This is a genomic window from Frateuria terrea, from assembly GCF_900115705.1.
GTDB lineage: Bacteria > Pseudomonadota > Gammaproteobacteria > Xanthomonadales > Rhodanobacteraceae > Frateuria_A > Frateuria_A terrea.
Window position 1 is genome coordinate 566084 of sequence record NZ_FOXL01000003.1, and the last position, 16637, is coordinate 582720.

13 protein-coding genes are annotated in these 16637 nt (G+C 68.8%); 4 read left to right on the forward strand and 9 right to left on the reverse strand.

Annotation, left to right across the window (positions count from 1 at the left end; genetic code table 11):
- Window positions 1–4: 4 nt before the first annotated feature.
- The 4 genes from BMZ38_RS06405 to BMZ38_RS06420 all read right to left on the reverse strand — a co-directional run bounded on the left by BMZ38_RS06405 (window position 5) and on the right by BMZ38_RS06420 (window position 4089).
- Window positions 5–997, reverse strand: coding sequence for a TolB-like translocation protein (locus BMZ38_RS06405; RefSeq protein ID WP_091335451.1), 993 nt, complete (start codon window positions 995–997; stop codon window positions 5–7).
- A gap of 271 nt (window positions 998–1268) precedes the next feature.
- Window positions 1269–2015: a LytR/AlgR family response regulator transcription factor gene (locus BMZ38_RS06410; RefSeq protein WP_091335454.1), complete on the reverse strand. Its 747-nt coding sequence runs from the start codon at window positions 2013–2015 to the stop codon at window positions 1269–1271.
- Entirely contained in the window at window positions 2012–3124 is a 1113-nt protein-coding gene (locus tag BMZ38_RS06415) for a sensor histidine kinase (protein WP_091335458.1), read from the reverse strand. The genes BMZ38_RS06410 and BMZ38_RS06415 overlap by 4 nt, the downstream gene beginning before the upstream one ends.
- A gap of 65 nt (window positions 3125–3189) precedes the next feature.
- A complete protein-coding gene (locus BMZ38_RS06420) occupies window positions 3190–4089 on the reverse strand; it encodes a TolB family protein (RefSeq protein ID WP_091335460.1) in 900 nt (299 codons plus the stop codon).
- A 267-nt stretch (window positions 4090–4356) separates the two neighbouring features.
- Here BMZ38_RS06420 and BMZ38_RS06425 point away from each other — a divergent pair, with 267 nt between their 5' ends.
- Window positions 4357–4863, forward strand: a complete 507-nt coding sequence (locus BMZ38_RS06425; protein WP_091335463.1) for a nuclear transport factor 2 family protein — start codon at window positions 4357–4359, stop codon at window positions 4861–4863.
- A gap of 10 nt (window positions 4864–4873) precedes the next feature.
- Here the strand turns inward: BMZ38_RS06425 and BMZ38_RS06430 are convergent, their stop codons facing one another.
- The 4 genes from BMZ38_RS06430 to BMZ38_RS06445 all read right to left on the reverse strand — a co-directional run bounded on the left by BMZ38_RS06430 (window position 4874) and on the right by BMZ38_RS06445 (window position 11952).
- On the reverse strand, window positions 4874–5908 hold the full coding sequence (locus BMZ38_RS06430; protein ID WP_091335465.1) for an NADP-dependent oxidoreductase: 1035 nt from the start codon (window positions 5906–5908) through the stop codon (window positions 4874–4876).
- Window positions 5909–5952: 44 nt separating this feature from the next.
- Complete coding sequence (locus BMZ38_RS06435; RefSeq protein WP_245747200.1) at window positions 5953–7368, reverse strand: efflux transporter outer membrane subunit; 1416 nt, start codon at window positions 7366–7368, stop codon at window positions 5953–5955.
- Window positions 7369–7441: 73 nt separating this feature from the next.
- On the reverse strand, window positions 7442–10630 hold the full coding sequence (locus tag BMZ38_RS06440; protein ID WP_091335471.1) for an efflux RND transporter permease subunit: 3189 nt from the start codon (window positions 10628–10630) through the stop codon (window positions 7442–7444).
- A gap of 131 nt (window positions 10631–10761) precedes the next feature.
- Complete coding sequence (locus BMZ38_RS06445) at window positions 10762–11952, reverse strand: efflux RND transporter periplasmic adaptor subunit (protein ID WP_139202392.1); 1191 nt, start codon at window positions 11950–11952, stop codon at window positions 10762–10764.
- Window positions 11953–12100: 148 nt separating this feature from the next.
- Here BMZ38_RS06445 and BMZ38_RS06450 point away from each other — a divergent pair, with 148 nt between their 5' ends.
- Window positions 12101–13066, forward strand: coding sequence for a LysR family transcriptional regulator (locus tag BMZ38_RS06450; protein ID WP_091335472.1), 966 nt, complete (start codon window positions 12101–12103; stop codon window positions 13064–13066).
- An 80-nt stretch (window positions 13067–13146) separates the two neighbouring features.
- Window positions 13147–13911, forward strand: a complete 765-nt coding sequence (locus tag BMZ38_RS06455; RefSeq protein WP_091335475.1) for an energy transducer TonB — start codon at window positions 13147–13149, stop codon at window positions 13909–13911.
- Window positions 13912–13927: 16 nt separating this feature from the next.
- Here the strand turns inward: BMZ38_RS06455 and BMZ38_RS06460 are convergent, their stop codons facing one another.
- Window positions 13928–14725, reverse strand: a complete 798-nt coding sequence (locus tag BMZ38_RS06460) for an undecaprenyl-diphosphate phosphatase (RefSeq protein WP_217638729.1) — start codon at window positions 14723–14725, stop codon at window positions 13928–13930.
- Window positions 14726–14986: 261 nt separating this feature from the next.
- Here BMZ38_RS06460 and glnA point away from each other — a divergent pair, with 261 nt between their 5' ends.
- Complete coding sequence (gene glnA, locus BMZ38_RS06465) at window positions 14987–16396, forward strand: type I glutamate--ammonia ligase (protein WP_091335480.1); 1410 nt, start codon at window positions 14987–14989, stop codon at window positions 16394–16396.
- Window positions 16397–16637: the final 241 nt, after the last annotated feature.

Here is a 16637-nt window from a genome sequence, read left to right on the forward strand (position 1 = left end):
GCGATCAAGGCGCGATGCCGTGCGTGCGCAGCACCTCGGAAATGTCCACGCGCCAGAGGTTGCGCGAGCCGTTGAGCGGTCCGGACAGGCGCTGCTGCAGCGAGCGGGCGTCATCGCGCGCCTTCGGAAAACGCACCTCCGGCTGGCGGTTGCTCGATACGTACAGTTCGCCGAATCGGCGACCCAGCGCCGGCGCGTTTTCCAGCGCCTGGCTGTTGACGTCGCCGCCCAGATGTTCGGGCTTGCCCCAGCTGCCGTCGGGCTGGCGGAAGGCGATGTAGATGTCGGCGCGCCCCAGCGCGTCGCCCTCGTCGCCGGCAAACAGCAGGAACCGTTGCTGCGGGTCGATCGCCGGGTCCATGCGGCTGTGCGCAAGGTCGCCCAGGTCGACCCGCTCGGGCAGGCCATGGCCGTGCGCGGTACGTCGCGCCACATAGATCTGGTAGGCCTTGCCCGAGTCCGGACGATGCGCGGAGAAGTAGATGTCACCGTTGGCGGCTACCGACGGGTTGTAGATCTGCGCGCCGTCGTTGAGCGCGCCGTCGACGTGCACCGGTGTACCCCAGTGGCCGTTCGCCTGGCGCTCGACGTACCACAGGTTGGTGCCGCTGAACCGGTGGCCGGCCATCTCCGTCACCAGCGGCGCGCCGCCAGGCTGCAGCGGACGGTTGGACACGAAGTACAGCCGCTGGCCGTCCGGCGAGAAGGTCGGCTCGGAGTCGTGCCACCGGCCGGAGAAGGCGGCAACCTGCGGCGTGGACCAGTGGCCTTCCTGGCGCTGCGAGAAGACGATCGTGTCGTCCTTTTCGGAAAAATCCGAGCGCAGGAAGTAAACCGTCTCGCCATCGAGCGAGAACGCCGCGGAGGTTTCCTGCAGGCCGGTGGAGATCACGCCCGGGCCGAGCAGTTCGGCGGCGGATGCCGCGCATGCGGCCAGCGGCAGCGTGGCGAAGGCCGCGGCGCAGGCGGCGAGGGCGATGAGGCGGTGAGGGGACATGCTTGCTCCTTGCAGGGATCGGATCGTGCCGGGCGCGAAGATCTCCGGCTCCGGCGCCGCCGCTGGGGCGGCGGTGCCGGTGACTGCGGAGTTCAGGGCGAGAGCGATGCGGTGCAGGGTCATGGCGGCCGCCCCTGGGGGAAGGCTGCCAGCGTCGTGCGCCGGTGCGTGCATTGGCCGCGAATTTGTGACGAGCGGTCGCGACCGCGGGTCGGGCGGCAGGGCCACAGCGGCATGGCCTTATCCCCCCACCGGGAACAGAGGGCGTCCTTCAGCTCATCCCCAGCGCCCGCCACGCATGCGCGCGGAAGCGCCGGCTCAGATCCAGCCGGGTGCCGTCGTGCAGCACGACCTCGGCGCTGCCCTTGAACAGCGGATGCACCTCGCGGATGCGCTCGACGTTCACCAGCGTGCCGCGGTGGATGCGCAGGAAGCGCGCCGGATCGAGCGCGGCGAGCAGGTGTGCCAGCGTCTCGCGGTGCAGGTAGGCCTGCTTGCCGACGTGGATGCGCACGTAGTTGCCGTCGGCCTCGATCCAGTCGATGGTGTCGGTGGCGATCACGCGGATGTGCTCGTCCACCCGCACGCTGATCCGCTGCAGCGGCCCGGCGACGCTCTGCGGCAGCGGGGCCCGCGCCTGCAGTCCGTGCCAGTGCTGGCGCACCCGCGCCAGTGCCTGGTCAAACCGGGCCTGGTCGATCGGCTTCAGGATGTAGTCCAGCGCATGGGCGTCGAACGCACGCAGCGCGTGTTGGCCATAGGCGGTGGCGAACACGACCATGGGCAGGGTGTCCGGCTGGAGCTGGTGCAGCAACTTGAAGCCGTCCATGCCGGGCATGCGGATGTCCAGGAACAGCAGGTCCGGCGCCAGTGCGCCGATCGCCTGGATCGCCTCGGCCGCGTTGCCGCATTCGCCGACGACCTCGACATCGGCATGCGCCGCCAGCGCCTGCCGCAGCGCCAGCCGTGCCAGCACCTCGTCGTCCACCAGTAGCGTGCGGATCGGCGCGCCGTTCATGCCAGGTGCTCGCGAAAGGGCAGGCGCAGTTCCACCCGCGTGCCGCCGCCAGCCTTGCGCTCCAGCGCGAGGCTGGCCGCCGGGCCGAACAGCACGCGCAGACGCGCACGCGTGTTGCCCAGGCCCACCCCCTCGGCCGGGCCGTCCGGCGGCAGGCCCAGGCCGTCGTCGTCGACGCGCAGGTGCAGCGCGTCGCCGTCGCGGCGGCTGGCCACGTGCAGGCGACCGGGTTCGGCCTTGGCCAGCAGGCCGTGGCGCAGCGCGTTCTCCACCAGCGGCTGGAGGATCATGCTGGGCACTGCGGCGTGCAGGGTGTCGGCGTCGACGTCCAGCTGCGTGCTCAGGCGATCCTGGAAGCGCACCTCCTGGATCGCCAGGTAGCAGCGCAGGAATTCGATCTCGCGCGACAGCGGCACCTCCACCGCGTGGTACTCCTCCAGCGTCAGGCGCAGCAGGTCGCTCAGCCGCGCGATCATCAGCCGCGCCTGGATCGGGTTGGCCAGCGCCAGCGCGGAGATCGCATTCAAGGTGTTGAACAGGAAATGGGGTTGCAGCTGCATGCGCAGCGCCTGCAGCTGCGACTGCGCAAGCTGGCCTTCCAACTGGGCACTGCGCAGGCGCTCGTCGCGCAGGCGGCGGCGCGAATCCATCCCGAGCAGCACGACCAGCACGATCCAGTAGGTGAGCACCGCCAGGTGGTAGCTGTAGGCGAACTCCATGCGCACGTACTGGCCCAGCGTGTGCACCGGCATGCGGCCGGGTCCGCACAGGAACCAGAAGATCAGCAGATGCACCAGCAGCTGTCCCAGCGCCAGGCCCAGGCTGGCCGGCACGTGCACGGCGATGAAGCGCCGCCAGCTGGCGCCGGCGGTGCGCCGGCCCAGCCAACCCACCAGCGGCACCAGCGCCATCCACAGCCAGAAGTTGGCAAGGTTCCACACCAGCGCACGCCCCCACGCCGGCGGGTAGCCCTCGCTGATCGAGGACAGGCCGCCGCTCAGCGCGTAGGACAGCGCCAGCAGCGTCCAGCCGGCGAGGGCCAGCGCATGACGCTGCCAGCCTGCATCAAAGGCGGCGGCAGGCCCAGCGTGTTCACGGACGACTCCCATCGCGGCGCTCCCGCCAGGACCAGGCATGCGAGTGTGCCGCCTGCCGCGGGCCCGCGGAAGGTGTCTCATGGCCTGTCGGGGTGGCGACCGCGCCAGTCGGCAAGCGCGAAGCGATGGATGCGACGGTCCGTGCTGCTGTAGTACAGCGTGGCCCGGTCCGGGCTCAGCCGCGATTCGGTGCCCGACGGCCCCAGCGGCACCGGCGTGCTCCAGCCGGCGCCGGCGCGGGCGAAGGCGATGAAGATCGCGCTGGCGGTGTCGGTCGAAGGCAGCCGGTCCGAGCTGAACACGATGAAGGACTGGTCCGGCGCGACCGCCGGATCGTAGTCGGCCAGCCGTCCGTTGCTGAAGGGCAGCGCGCGCGGGGTTTGGTAGCGGCCGCCGGCGAAGTGGCTGAGATAGAGCCGGAAGTGGCCGGTCTGCGGGTCCGGCTGCATGAAATACACGCTGCCATCTGCCGCCACCGCCGGCGCGTACACCGAGGTGCCCGCGTTGACCGTGTCGGGCAGCCGCCGCGGCGTACCCCAACCCTTCGAGGTGCGATCCACCCGCCACAGGTTGCCGCCCCGGCCCGGCTGGAACTGGCCCTCGTAGTTGCCGTCGAGCGGCTTGCCCTGCGCGCTGACCGGACGGTTGGAAACGAAGATCAGGAACGAGCCGCCCGGCGACATCGCCGGTTCCAAATCCATCCAGGCGCCGGCCGAGAACGGCGCCGGCTGCGGCGCAGACCAGCCGCTACCTTCGCGGCTGGCGATCAACAAGCGGCGCGTGATGCCGTGGCCGCGTGCGAATACCACGGTGCAACCGTCAGGCGAAAAGGCAGGCGAGGCATCGTGCTCCAGCGTCCAGGGCCCGGCCACGGGCGCATCGGCGTCTGCACTGGCGGCGGCACGTGCCAGCGGCGCGAAAGCGCCCCCCAATGCCAGGCTGAGGGCGAGCAAGGCGATCAGGGATCTGCTGGACATCGAAGGCTCCTTGGGTAGCCGAACACCGCAGCCGGCGTGCGGCAGGCTGCCGCCACCGCGCGGGCGTTGTCGTGCGGCATGTGACGGGCGGTGCGTCGGTCGCCTCCAGCGGTGTGCGTCGGCAGATGGAAGGGCGCCGCTAGTACGCATCCGGCGACCGCCGGTCACTGCAGCGGCATCGCTCGCCCCGTTCCGGCGGCGCCCGCGCCTCGCGCGAGGCAGCCTGCGGTCGCGGCGATGCTGCCGCCCCATCGACGAGGAACCGACATGACGCATCGCCCCTTCCGCCTGAATCCGGTACGCCTGGTCGGCGCCGGCCTGTGGTTTGCCGCCGCCGCGGTCGCAGCGCACGCGGCGGTGGCCGCGCACGATGGCACGGTGGACGAAACCGGCAAGACCGCCGCCGCCGTGATGGCGGTGGACCAGCACTGGCTGGAAGCCGAGATCGACGGTGATACCGCCTGGCTGGAGCAGATGCTGCTGCCCGAGTACCGCTCGGTGAACAACAAGGGCGTGGCGACGCCCAAGGCGGACATCGTGGCCCACGCGGCGAAGAACCGCGGCTCGGACAAGGAGAAGAAGATGGTCGAGGCGTGGCTGGCCGCGCATCCCTCCAAGCAGAGCGTGGTACTGCGCGGCGACACCGCGATCCTCACCTTCTACGACGCGAAGCTCGGCCCGCAAAAGGGCGTGCGCTCGTCCGACATCTTCGTCTACGAAGGCGGCCGCTGGCATGCGCTGTACTCGCAGCACAGCGGTGTCGCCGGCAACTGACGCACCACGTTCAGTCGTCGGCCACGCGCACCACCAGTTTGCCGAAGTTGCGTCCCTGCAGCAGGCCGACGAAGGCCGCCGGCGCGTGCTCCAGACCGTCGATGCGGTCCTCGCGCAGCACGATACGGCCTTCGGCAAGCCATCGGGCCATGTCCCGATGGAACGCCTCGAAGCGATCGGCGTAGTGGTCGAGGATGATGAAGCCCTGCATGCGGATGCGCCGCTGCAATAGCGTGGACATCATCCGTGGCAGCCGGTCCGGTCCGGGCGGCGGCGTCGCATCGTTGTAGTGTGCGATAACGCCGCACACCGGCACGCGCGCACCGTCGTTGAGCAACGGCAGCACCGCATCGAACACCGCACCGCCGACGTTTTCGAAATACACGTCGATGCCGTCGGGGCAGGCGGCGGCCAGGCGTTCGTCCAGCGCCGGCGCGCGATGGTCGAGGCAAGTATCGAAGCCGAGCTGCCCGACCGCATGCCGGCACTTCTGCGCGCCGCCGGCGATGCCGACCACGCGCGCACCCTGGAGCCTGGCGATCTGCCCGACCACCGAACCCACCGCGCCGGTCGCCGCGGCCACCACCACGGTTTCGCCCAGCCGCGGCTGGCCGATGTCGAGCAGGCCGACATAGGCCGTGAACGCGGTCATGCCCAGCCCGCCCAGCGCCAGCGAAGGTTGCGTCATGCCACCGAGCGGGGTCAGGCCGGCGCCGTCGGAGAGCGCGTAGTCCTGCCAGCCGGCGCTGGCCAGCACAACCTCGCCGACGCCGAACCCGGGATGGCGCGATGCGACCACGCGGCTGACCGTGGCGCCCACCATCGGCTGCTTCAGCGGCACGGCCGGCGCGTAGCGGGTACCCGCTTCGTCCATCAGGTTGCGCATGTAGGGATCGAGCGAGAGATACAGCGTGCGCAGCAGCACCTGTCCTTCGGCCGGCACGGGTACGGCCGCTTCGTCGAGGCAGAAGTCCTGCACGGTCGGCTCGCCCAGGGGCCGGGCAGCGAGCAGGATGCGTCGGTTGATGTCGGGGCGCTGCGGCATGCGGGTTGCTCCGGTCGTGGGTGGCGGCGCGGGCCGGTGCCCGCTCAGGGCGCGCGTGCCAGCGTGCTGCAGCGCTCGTCGCCGCAGGCCTGCCAGCCGCCGCCCAGCGCCTTGTACAGGGCGATGGCGCGCAGGTTGATACCGGCTTCGGCCTCGGCCAGCTGGTCTTCCGCGCTCAGCTGCGTGCGCTGGGCGTCGAGCAGTTCGAGGTAGTCGATGGCGCCGGCGTCATAACGGATCTTCGCCAGCTGGGCTGCATGTTCGCTCTGCCGGGCCTGGTCGAGCAGGTGCTGCACGCGCACGCGCTGCTGGTTGTAGCCGACCAGCGCGTTGTCGACCTCTTCCAGCGCGCGCAATACGGTGCGCTGGTAGCTTGCGAGCGCGGCATCCGTGCGCGCCTCGCTGGCCTTCACGCCCGAGCGCACGCGCTGCACGTTCAGGCCGGACCAGCTGATGCTGGGTGCGATCGACCAGGCGCGCGTGGCCGGGCTGCCGAAGTCGTTGCTGCGCCCGGCCAGGAAGCCGAGAAAGCCGCCCAGCTGCACGTGTGGAAACCAGTCGGCCTTGGCCACGCCGATGCGCGCGGTGGCGGCGGCCAGTTCGCGTTCGGCAATGCGGATGTCCGGTCGACGCTTGAGCACGTCCCCGGCGTTGCCGATCGGCAGGGTGGCGTCGATCGGCGTGAAGCGCGCGCGGGAGAGATCGATGTCCAGCGCACCCGGGCGCTCGCCCAGCAGCACCGCGAGACGGAAGCTGTCGGCCTGCGACTGCGTGGCAAGCACCGGCAGCGTGGCCTCGACACCAGCCAGGCGTGCACGGGCGCTGGCGACGTCCTGCTCCGAGCCGGTACCGAGCGCGGCGCGGCTCTGGATCAGCTCCAGCGCCTCGCGCTGGTTGGCGATGTCGCGCTGGGCGACTTCGATGCGCAGCTGCGTGCCGCGCAGGTCGAAGTAGTTGCGCGCGACCTCGGCGAACAGGGTGACCTGCGCGTCCTGCAGCGAGGCGGCGGCCGCCTCGCTGTCCGCACGGGCGGCCTGCACGGAGCGGCGCACGCCGCCGAACAGGTCCAGCTCCCAGCTGGCGTCGAAGCCGGCCTGGTAGGCGGTAGTGGTCGTTCGCTGTTCGCTCACGCCCGGCGTCTGGCCGCGGCTGCGCGTGTAGCTGGCGCCGGTTTCGATGTCGGGCCACTGCTCAGAATGCGCGGTGCCGAGCTGGGCGCGTGCTTCGTCGAGGTGGGCCAGCGCGATCTTCAGGTCCGGGGCGTTCTTCGCGGCGCGGGTGATGAGGGTGTCGAGCGTCGGATCGTTGAACTGCTTCCACCAGTCGGCCTGGAAATCGGCGCTCGTCTGGCGCGAGGTGTCGACGCCCTGCAGCGCGACGGGCTTCTCCGCCGGGGGGTGGTAGTCCGGGCCAACGTTGATGCAGCCGGCGAGAAGGAGCGCAAGGGCGGACGCAAGCACGAGCTTGGCTCCCTCTCTCCTGGCCCTCTCCCCGGAGGGGAAAGGGCGCCTGGTTTTCGTAGCCTGGGACATCTCAACGCTCCTCGATCGCCGTCGGCAGGGCCGGGTGGTGCGCGGCACGCCTTGCCGCCGCACGCTCGCTCCAGCCGCGCACGATCACGTAGAACAGGGGGGTAAACAGCAAGCCGAAGAAGGTCACGCCCAGCATGCCGGAGAACACCGCCACGCCCATCGCATGGCGCATCTCCGCACCGGCGCCGTGCGAGGTCACCAGCGGCACCACGCCCATGATGAAAGCGAAGCTGGTCATCAGGATCGGACGCAGTCGCAGCCGCGCCGCTTCCAGCACCGCCTGCCGGCGGTCCAGTCCTTCGTGGATCTGCGCCTCGCGCGCGAACTCCACGATCAGGATCGCGTTCTTGCAGGCCAGGCCCACGAGGACGATCAAACCGATCTGGGTGAAGATGTTGTTGTCGCCGCCCGAGAGCCACACGCCGGCGATCGCCGACAGCAGCACCATCGGCACGATCAGGATCACCGCCAGCGGCAGGGTCAGGCTCTCGTACAGCGAGGCCAGCACCAGGAACACCAGCAGCACGCACAGCGGGAATACCAGCACCGCGGTGTTGCCGGCCAGGATCTGCTGGTAGGTGAGCTCGGTCCACTCGTAGCTCATGCCGTTGGGCAGGTTGGCCTTGGCCAGCTTCTCCATCGCCGCCTGCGCCTGGCCCGAGCTGTAGCCCGGCGCCGGGCCGCCGTTGATCTCGGCGGTCGGGTAGCCGTTGTAGTGCTGCACGCGGTCGGGACCCACGCCCTGGTGCACGCTGACGAACGAACCCAGCGGCACCGCCTCGCCGGCGGCATTGCGCGTCTTCAGGCGCAGGATGTCCTCCGGCTCGCGACGGAAGCCCGGCTCGGCCGACACGTTGACCTGGTAGGTGCGTCCGAAGCGGTTGAAGTCGTTGACATACAGCGAGCCCATGTAGGCCTGCATCGTCTGGTAGACGTCGGCCAGGTTCACGCCCTCGGCCTTGGCCTTTTCACGGTCCACCTCCGCGTCGATCTGCGGCACGCTGACCTGGTAGCTGGAGAACAGCCCGGCCAGCGCCGGCGTCTTCTGGCTCTGCGCGATCAGGTTCTGGGTCTGCTTGAACAGCTCCTCGAAGCCCTGGTCGGAGCGGTCCTCGATCTGGATGCGGAAGCCGCCGATCGTGCCCAGGCCCATCACCGGTGGCGGTGGGAACACCGCGATGTAGGCGTCCTGGATCGCGGCGTACTTCTGGTTGAGCGCCCCGGCGATGGCACCAGCGGAGAGCGCCGAATCGGTGCGTTCCTCGAACGGCTTCAGCGTGACGAACACGATGCCGCTGTTGGGCGAATTGGTGAAGCCGTTGATCGACAGGCCCGGGAACGCCACCGCGCTTTCCACGCCCGGCTGCTTGAGCGCGATCTCGCTCATGCGGCGGATCACATCCTCGGAGCGGTCGAGCGAGGCGGCGTCGGGCAGCTGCGCAAAGGACACCAGGTACTGCTTGTCCTGCGAGGGCACGAAGCCGGTCGGCACGTGGATGAAGCCGAACACGCCCAGCGCCACCAGCGCACCGTAGATCACCAGCGCCGGCGCGCCCCTGCCCAGCACGCGGCGCACGCCGCCGACGTAGCGGTCGGCGCCACGCACGAACAATCGGTTGAACGGCCGGAACAGCCAGCCGAAGCCGCGGTCGAGCAGGATGCTGAAGCGGTCCTTCGGCGCGCCGTGCTCCTTCAAGAGCAACGCGGCGAGCGCCGGGCTCAGGGTCAGCGAGTTGAACGCCGAGATCACCGTGGAGATCGCGATGGTGAGCGCAAACTGGCGATAGAACTCGCCGGTCAGGCCGCTGATGAAGGCCGCCGGGATGAACACCGCGCACAGCACCAGCGCGGTGGCGACGATCGGGCCGGTCACCTCGGTCATCGCACGACGGGTAGCTTCCTTCGGTTTCAATCCGTGTTCGATGTGGCGCTCGACGTTCTCCACCACCACGATCGCGTCGTCCACCACGATGCCGATCGCCAGCACCAGGCCGAACAGGCTCAAGGCGTTGAGCGAGAAGCCGGCCAGATACATCACCGCGAAGGTGCCCACCAGCGAGACCGGCACCGCGACCAGCGGGATGATCGAGGCGCGCCAGGTCTGCAGGAACAGGATCACCACCAGCACGACCAGCGCGATTGCCTCGAACAGCGTGTGCACCACCGCCTCGATCGAGCCGCGCACGAACACGGTCGGGTCGTAGACGATCTTGTAGTCCACGCCCTGCGGGAAGTCGGCCTTCAGCTGCGCCATGGTGGCGCGCACTTCGTCGGAGATCTGGATCGCGTTGGAGCCCGGCCGCGCGAAGATCGGCAGCGCCACCGCCGGCTTGTTGTTCAGCAGGCTGCGCAGCGCGTAGTTGTTCGAGCCCAGTTCCACGCGGGCCACGTCGCGCAGGTGGGTGACCGCGCCGTCCTTGGTCGTGCGCAGCACGATGTTGGCGAAATCGTCCTCGGTGACCAGGCGGCCGCGGGTGTTGATGTTGAGCTGGAAGGCCGCGCCGTTGGGCGCCGGCGGCGCATTGAGCGAGCCGGCCGCCACGTCCACGTTCTGCTCGCGGATCGCGTTGACCACGTCGCCGGTGGTGAGCCCGCGCATCGCGAGCTTCTCCGGGTCCAGCCACACGCGCATCGAGTACTCGCCGGCACCGAACAGCTGCACGTCGCCGACGCCATCCAGGCGCGCGAGCTGGTCCTTGATGTGCAGGCGCGCGTAGTTGGACAGGTACAGCATGTCGTAGCGCTGGTCAGGCGAGATCAGGTGCACGACCATGGTCAGGTCCGGCGAACTCTTCTGCGTGGTCACGCCCAGCCGCTGCACTTCCTCGGGCAACCGGGGCAGCGCCTGCGCCACGCGGTTCTGCACCTGCACCTGGGCGTTGTCCAGGTCGGTGCCGAGCGCGAAGGTCACCGTCAGCGTCATGGCGCCGTCGCTGGTCGCCTGCGAGGAGGTATAGAGCATCCCCTCGACGCCGTTGATCTGTTCTTCCAGCGGCGTGGCGACGGTGGCGGCGATCACCTTCGGGTTGGCGCCGGGGTAGTTCGCGCGCACGACCACGGTCGGCGGCACTACCTCGGGGTATTCGCCGATCGGCAGCCTGAACAGCGAGATGGCGCCGGCGATCACGATCAGCACCGACAGCACGCCGGCGAGGATCGGTCGTTCAACGAAATATTGGGCGAGTTTCATGCGGGTAATCCCTGATACGTCTTGTGGCCCCGGGCCCTTGGCGGGACGAGGGCTGCCGGCCCTCTCCCGCGGGCGGGAGGGGGAACCGTGTTTTCCCCTGTGGCGGCCCGTTCAGCGGCCGCGGGTGTCGGTCAGTTGCGGGCGACCCGGGTGGCGCCGCCGTTCGCCTGCACCAAGCGACGGTCGGCATCCAGGCTGCGGCTTTCCATCGCTACGCGCGTGGGGCTCACTTCCATGCCGGGGCGCACGTGCTGCAGGCCGTTGACCACCACCACGTCCTTGGCGGTGAGGCCGTCGGTGACCACGCGCAGCCCGTCGACCAGCGGTCCCAGGGTCACCTTGCGGTACGCGACCTTGTGGTCCGGCTCGAGCACGTAGACGAACTTGTTGCCCAGGTCCGTGCCGACCGCGCGCTCGTCGATCAGCGCGCGCGGCTGGCGGCTGGGCGTGCGCAGCTCGAGGCGCACGTACAGGCCCGGCGTGTAGCGGCCATCGGCGTTGTCGAATACCGCGCGCAGGCGCATCGTGCCGCTGTCGGCGTCCAGCTGGTTGTCGACGAAGTCGATGCGGCCGGCGTGCGGGTAGCCGTCCTCGTCGACCAGGCCCATGGCCACCTGCGGCGCGGTGCCGTGCTCGCGGCGCAGCTTGTCCAGCTTGAGGTAGGCATGCTCGTCGATGGTGAAGTAGGCATACACCGGATCGACGCTGACCACGCTGGTCAGCACGTCGGCGGGCGTGACCAGGTTGCCGGCGGTGATCCGTGCGTTGCTGACGCGGCCGTCGATCGGCGCGCGTACCTCGGTGAAGCCGCGATCGAGCTGCGCCGCGGTCAGCGCCGCGCCGGTGGCGGCCGCCTGTGCCTTGGCGCTGGCGGCCGCCGTGGCGAGGCGGTCGGCCTCCTGGGTGGAGATCGCGTGCTGCGCCAGAAGCTTCTTCGCGCGTTCGGCGTTCGACTCGGCCAGCTTCTGCTCGGCACGCGCCTGGTTGAGCGTGGCGGCGAGACGGTCGACCTCGGCCTGGTAGGGCCGCGGATCGATGGTGAACAGGAGCTCGCCCTTGCGCACCCGCGTGCCTTCCTTGAAATGCACCGCGGTGACGTAGCCGCTCACGCGCGGATGGACTTCGACGGTGTCCACGGCCTGCAGGCGGCCGGTAAAGGCATCGGTATCGCTGACCGGGCGCACCAGCGTTTGCGCGACGGTGACCGCAGGCGGCGGCGCGGCGGCTTCCTGGGCGTGGCTTTCGCCGTGGCTGCCGAGCACCGCCCAGCTGCCGAGCGCCACCGCCGCGGTCAGGCTCAAGAGGATCCATCGCTTTTTCATGCTGCGCTCCCGGGTTTAAATTAGTGCACCGGTCGGTACAGAACCGGCGAAGGCCCGGGAGAATAGGTACACTTGCCGGTATAGAAAACCGCGATTTGGTGCAATGCAATAGTGACACCGGGTCACGAATCACCCTGGAGTGGGCTCGATGGAAGACTTCGCAGCAATTTCAGCCTTCGTCCGCGTGGTCGAGGCCAAGAGCTTCGCCGCCGCGGCCGCGCAACTGAACATGACCCCGTCGGGTGTGAGCCGCGCCGTGTCACGGCTGGAGGAGCGCCTCGGCGCGCGTCTGCTGTTCCGTTCCACCCGGTCATTGCGACTGACCGATGACGGCGCGGTCTTCCATGCCCGCTGCAAGGACATCCTGGCCGATCTGGCCGAAGCCACCGAGGCGCTGGGCTACGCCAACCGCAAGCCGATTGGCAGGCTGCGCGTGGGCCTTTCGCTGGCCGTGGGGCGCGCCGCGGTGATCCCGCGGCTGAGCGAATTCGAGCAGCGCTATCCCGACATCCGGCTGGAATTGTCGATGAGCGACGTACCGACGGACTTGAACGGCGAAGGCATCGATTGCGCGATCCGCGTGGGCGAGCTGGAGGACTCCAGCCTGATCGCGCGCAAGATCGGCTACCTGCGCAACGTGGTGTGCGCCTCGCCCGAGTACCTCGCCCGCCACGGCGCGCCACGGACGATCGAGGACCTCAGGCAGCACCGCTGCATCAACTACGTCTATCCCAACGGCCGCCCGCGGCAATGGATGTTCGACGGGGCCAACGGCCCCATCGCCGTGGACGTCGAAGGCCACCTGCTGATCAATGACGCCGAGTCGGTGATCCAGGCCGTCGCCGCGGGCCTGGGCATCACCCAGGCGCCGCACATGATGGTCGCCTGCATGCTCGACCTGGGCAAACTCGAGCTGGTCATGACCGACACCCGCTCCACCGGCAAGCCGGTGTGGATCGTCTACCCGCAGAAGAAGCACCTCTCGGCACGCGTGCAGGCCTTCATCGAATGGGTGCGCGAGCTGTTCGAGCGGACCAACGAGCCGCAGTTCCGGATGCCCGCGCGGGCGATGCCAGCCAAGACCGCGGCCGGCGCGTCCGCGGCGGTGACCTGAGCCAGGCCGTCGCCGCCCTGATAGACCGCCGTGTCCCCGTGTAGCCTGCTGCCGGCACGAGTCCCCGGGAGGGCGTAAGGATGAAGGCTTGGGTAGCCATGGTGGGTATTGCGGGTGCCGCGCTGGCGGTATCCGGATGGAGCGCTGCGCGGGCAGCCGCGCCGCCGGCAGGCGGCCAGCAGGTAGCGCGCGAGTACCACGCCGAAGTCGCGCTGGATATCGATGCGCACGGACAGGTGACGGCCGTGCAGCTGCCCGCGGACCTTCCGCCGGTGCTCGCCGGGCCGGCACGTGAGGCGATCGGCCACTGGCGCTTCGAACCACCGGTGCGTGGCGGTCACGCGGTCACGGCGCGCACCTGGGCGCAGGTCAGGCTGCAGCTACTGCGGCAGTCCGATGGCAACTATGGCTTGCGTGCAGTCTACGGTTCGAACGGTCCCGGACTGACCTTCGCACGGCGGCCCGACTATCCCCGTAACGAAATCCGCCAGCGGGGGCAAGGTAGGCTGGTAATGGAAGCGACCGTGCAACCGGATGGCACGCTGACCGACGTCCACATGGCCAGCTACCGCTTCAACCATCCGGACCCGGGGGCGTTCCGCACATCCGCCGAGACGGTCATGCGATACGCCCACGCGCAGCCGGAGCTGGTCGACGGTAAACCCGTGGCGACACGCATCCAGGTAGCGTTCGTGTGGGCGCTGCAAAGCATCACCCGCGGCGAAGCGCTCTCCAGGCAAGTGTCGAAGGAGACCACTCCCGGGATCGATTCCGGCTCCCGCCCTATCGGCGAGGTCGTCGCCCTGGACAGCCCGGTCCGGTTGATCAGGGATCCCCAAGGGTAGGCTTGCCGGCCGAATCTCAACCGCCGGTTGGCAACCAGAGCAGCAAGGCAATGCCCAGTGCGATGCGATAGATCGCAAAGGATGTGAAGCGGTGCGTGCGTATGTAGCCGAGCAGCCACTTGACCGCGGCGAAGGCGACGACCGCCGAAACGACGAAGCCCACGATCAGCGCGCTCCAGTCCTCGTGCGCCGCACCGCCGTTCTTGAGGACCTTGAGCAGTTCATAGCCGGTCGCTGCGTACATGGTCGGGATGCCGACCAGGAAGGCGAACTCGGTAGCCGCGGCGCGGTTGCTGGTGCCGGCCAGCAACGCGGCGAAGATGGTGGCGGCCGAGCGCGAGGTGCCCGGGAAGATGCCGGCAAGCATCTGCGCGATGCCGACCAGCACGGCCACCGTCCAGGTCACCTCGCGGCGATCGGGCTGGCGTGCGGCCACCGCCTCGGCGCCGAGCATCCAGAAACCGCCGATGACCAGCGCCCAGGCGATCGGCGTCACCGTGTCGGGCAGCTTGAAGTTGAGCTTTACCGCGATGAAGCCGAGCACCGCCGTGATCAGGAACGCCACCGCCAGCTTGGCCAGGTAGTCGCGGTTGGCCTGGTCGCGCCACTGCGTCAGCAGCTGCCACAGGCGCCGCCAGTAGATCAGCGTCACGGCCAGGATCGCGCCAGCCTGGATGCCGACGTTGAACAGATCCGAGCGCATACCCAGGCCCAGCTTCTCGGCGATCAGCAGATGGCCGGTCGAGGAGATCGGCAGAAACTCGGTGATGCCCTCAATGATGCCGAGCAGGATGACGCGGATCAGGTCGCTCACGAAGGGCTCTCCGGCTATGCGTAAAAGCGGCATAGCTTACGGGGAAGCGGGCAGGGCGGCGTGAGCATGCATTGCGCCGAAATGGTGCACGGCTGAACGAAATTGGTGCAAACGGCCGCTCGCGGAAAGCGTTCAAGACCGCCCCAACCGCGCTCTGCCGCGTTCTGGCGGTCGCGCACGCGGACGCTGCGGGTCAGGAGGCTGCTGGCACGCGCATTGCAACAACGCCCGCATCCCTTTCATCGCTTCGAGGCCTCGCCCATGACCGCCCAGAAAGTGCTCGACCTGATCGCCGAACACGACGTCGAATTCGTCGACCTGCGCTTCGCCGACATGCTCGGCAAACACCACCACGTCACCTTCCCCGCGCACGCCATCGACGAGGGCACGTTCGAGGACGGCAAGATGTTCGACGGCTCCTCGATCCCGGGCTGGAAGGGCATCAACGAGTCGGACATGGTGCTGTTGCCCGATCCGGACACCGCACACCTGGATCCGTTCTCGCAGCACAAGCAGCTGATCCTGCACTGCGACGTGCTCGAGCCCTCGACCATGCAGGCCTACGGCCGCGACCCGCGCTCGATCGCCAAGCGCGGCGAGGCGTTCCTGAAGTCCACCGGCATCGCCGATACCGCCTTCTTCGGACCGGAGCCGGAGTTCTTCATCTTCGACTCGGTGCGCTGGCAGAACGACATGGGCCGGGTGTTCTACGAGATCGGCTCTGACGAGGCGGCCTGGTCCTCGCGCTACAAGTACGACGGCGACAACACCGGCCACCGCCCGGGCGTGAAGGGCGGCTATTTCCCGGTTTCGCCGGTCGACTCGCTGGGCGACCTGCGCGCGGACATGTGCAAGGTGCTCGAGTCGCTCGGCCAGGTGGTCGAGGTGCATCACCACGAGGTGGCCAACGCGGGCCAGTGCGAGATCGGCGTCAAGTTCAACACGCTGGTGAAGAAGGCCGACGAGCTGATGACGATGAAGTACGTCATCAAGAACGTGGCGCACCAGAACGGCAAGACCGTGACCTTCATGCCCAAGCCGATCGTCGGCGACAACGGCTCGGGCATGCACGTGCACCAGTCGCTGGCCAAGGACGGGCAGAACCTGTTCGCCGGTGAGCTCTATGGCGGCCTGTCGCAGATTGCGCTGTGGTACATCGGCGGCATCTTCAAGCACGCCAAGGCGATCAACGCCTTCGCCAATTCCACCACCAACAGCTACAAGCGCCTGGTGCCGGGCTTCGAGGCGCCGGTGATGCTGGCCTACTCGGCGCGCAACCGCTCGGCGAGCTGCCGCATCCCGTACGTGTCCAGCCCGAAGGGCCGCCGCATCGAGGTGCGCTTCCCCGATCCGATGAACTCCGGCTACCTGGTCTTCACCGCGCTGATGATGGCCGGCCTGGACGGCATCATCAACAAGATCGACCCGGGTGCGCCGGCCGACAAGGACCTCTACGACCTGCCGCCGGAAGAAGAGAAGAACATCCCGCAGGTATGCGCGAGCCTGGACGAGGCGCTCAACGCGCTGGACAAGGATCGCGAGTTCCTCAAGGCCGGCGGCGTGTTCACCGACGACTTCATCGATGCCTACATCGAGCTGAAGATGAAGGAGGTCACCGCCTACCGTGCCAGCACGCATCCGCTGGAGTTCCAGATGTACTACGCGATCTGAGCACCCGAACCGCCTTCCCCGGCTAACCGGGAAGCCCTGCTGGAACCCTGGTCGACAGGGCGAAACCAGCAGGGCTTTTTCTTTGGCGAGAGCGGGCCTGCGGTTCCCCCGAGGGTTCTTCGCTCGCGCGCGTCGCCCCCGGTCCGGCGTTCACCCAACGGCTACGCTGGCCGACTCCCGTCCAGCCCGATCAGCACACCTGCGGGGCCTCGCGGGCAGGCCCTGTTTATAGGACGGCGGT

Coding starts and splice junctions, on each gene's coding strand:
- BMZ38_RS06405 (WP_091335451.1), bottom strand. CDS start 997: ATGTCCCCTCACCGCCTCATCGCCCTCGCCGCCTGCGCCGCGGCCTTC.
- BMZ38_RS06410 (WP_091335454.1), bottom strand. CDS start 2,015: ATGAACGGCGCGCCGATCCGCACGCTACTGGTGGACGACGAGGTGCTG.
- BMZ38_RS06415 (WP_091335458.1), bottom strand. CDS start 3,124: ATGGGAGTCGTCCGTGAACACGCTGGGCCTGCCGCCGCCTTTGATGCA.
- BMZ38_RS06420 (WP_091335460.1), bottom strand. CDS start 4,089: ATGTCCAGCAGATCCCTGATCGCCTTGCTCGCCCTCAGCCTGGCATTG.
- BMZ38_RS06425 (WP_091335463.1), top strand. CDS start 4,357: ATGACGCATCGCCCCTTCCGCCTGAATCCGGTACGCCTGGTCGGCGCC.
- BMZ38_RS06430 (WP_091335465.1), bottom strand. CDS start 5,908: ATGCCGCAGCGCCCCGACATCAACCGACGCATCCTGCTCGCTGCCCGG.
- BMZ38_RS06440 (WP_091335471.1), bottom strand. CDS start 10,630: ATGAAACTCGCCCAATATTTCGTTGAACGACCGATCCTCGCCGGCGTG.
- BMZ38_RS06445 (WP_139202392.1), bottom strand. CDS start 11,952: ATGAAAAAGCGATGGATCCTCTTGAGCCTGACCGCGGCGGTGGCGCTC.
- BMZ38_RS06450 (WP_091335472.1), top strand. CDS start 12,101: ATGGAAGACTTCGCAGCAATTTCAGCCTTCGTCCGCGTGGTCGAGGCC.
- BMZ38_RS06455 (WP_091335475.1), top strand. CDS start 13,147: ATGAAGGCTTGGGTAGCCATGGTGGGTATTGCGGGTGCCGCGCTGGCG.
- glnA (WP_091335480.1), top strand. CDS start 14,987: ATGACCGCCCAGAAAGTGCTCGACCTGATCGCCGAACACGACGTCGAA.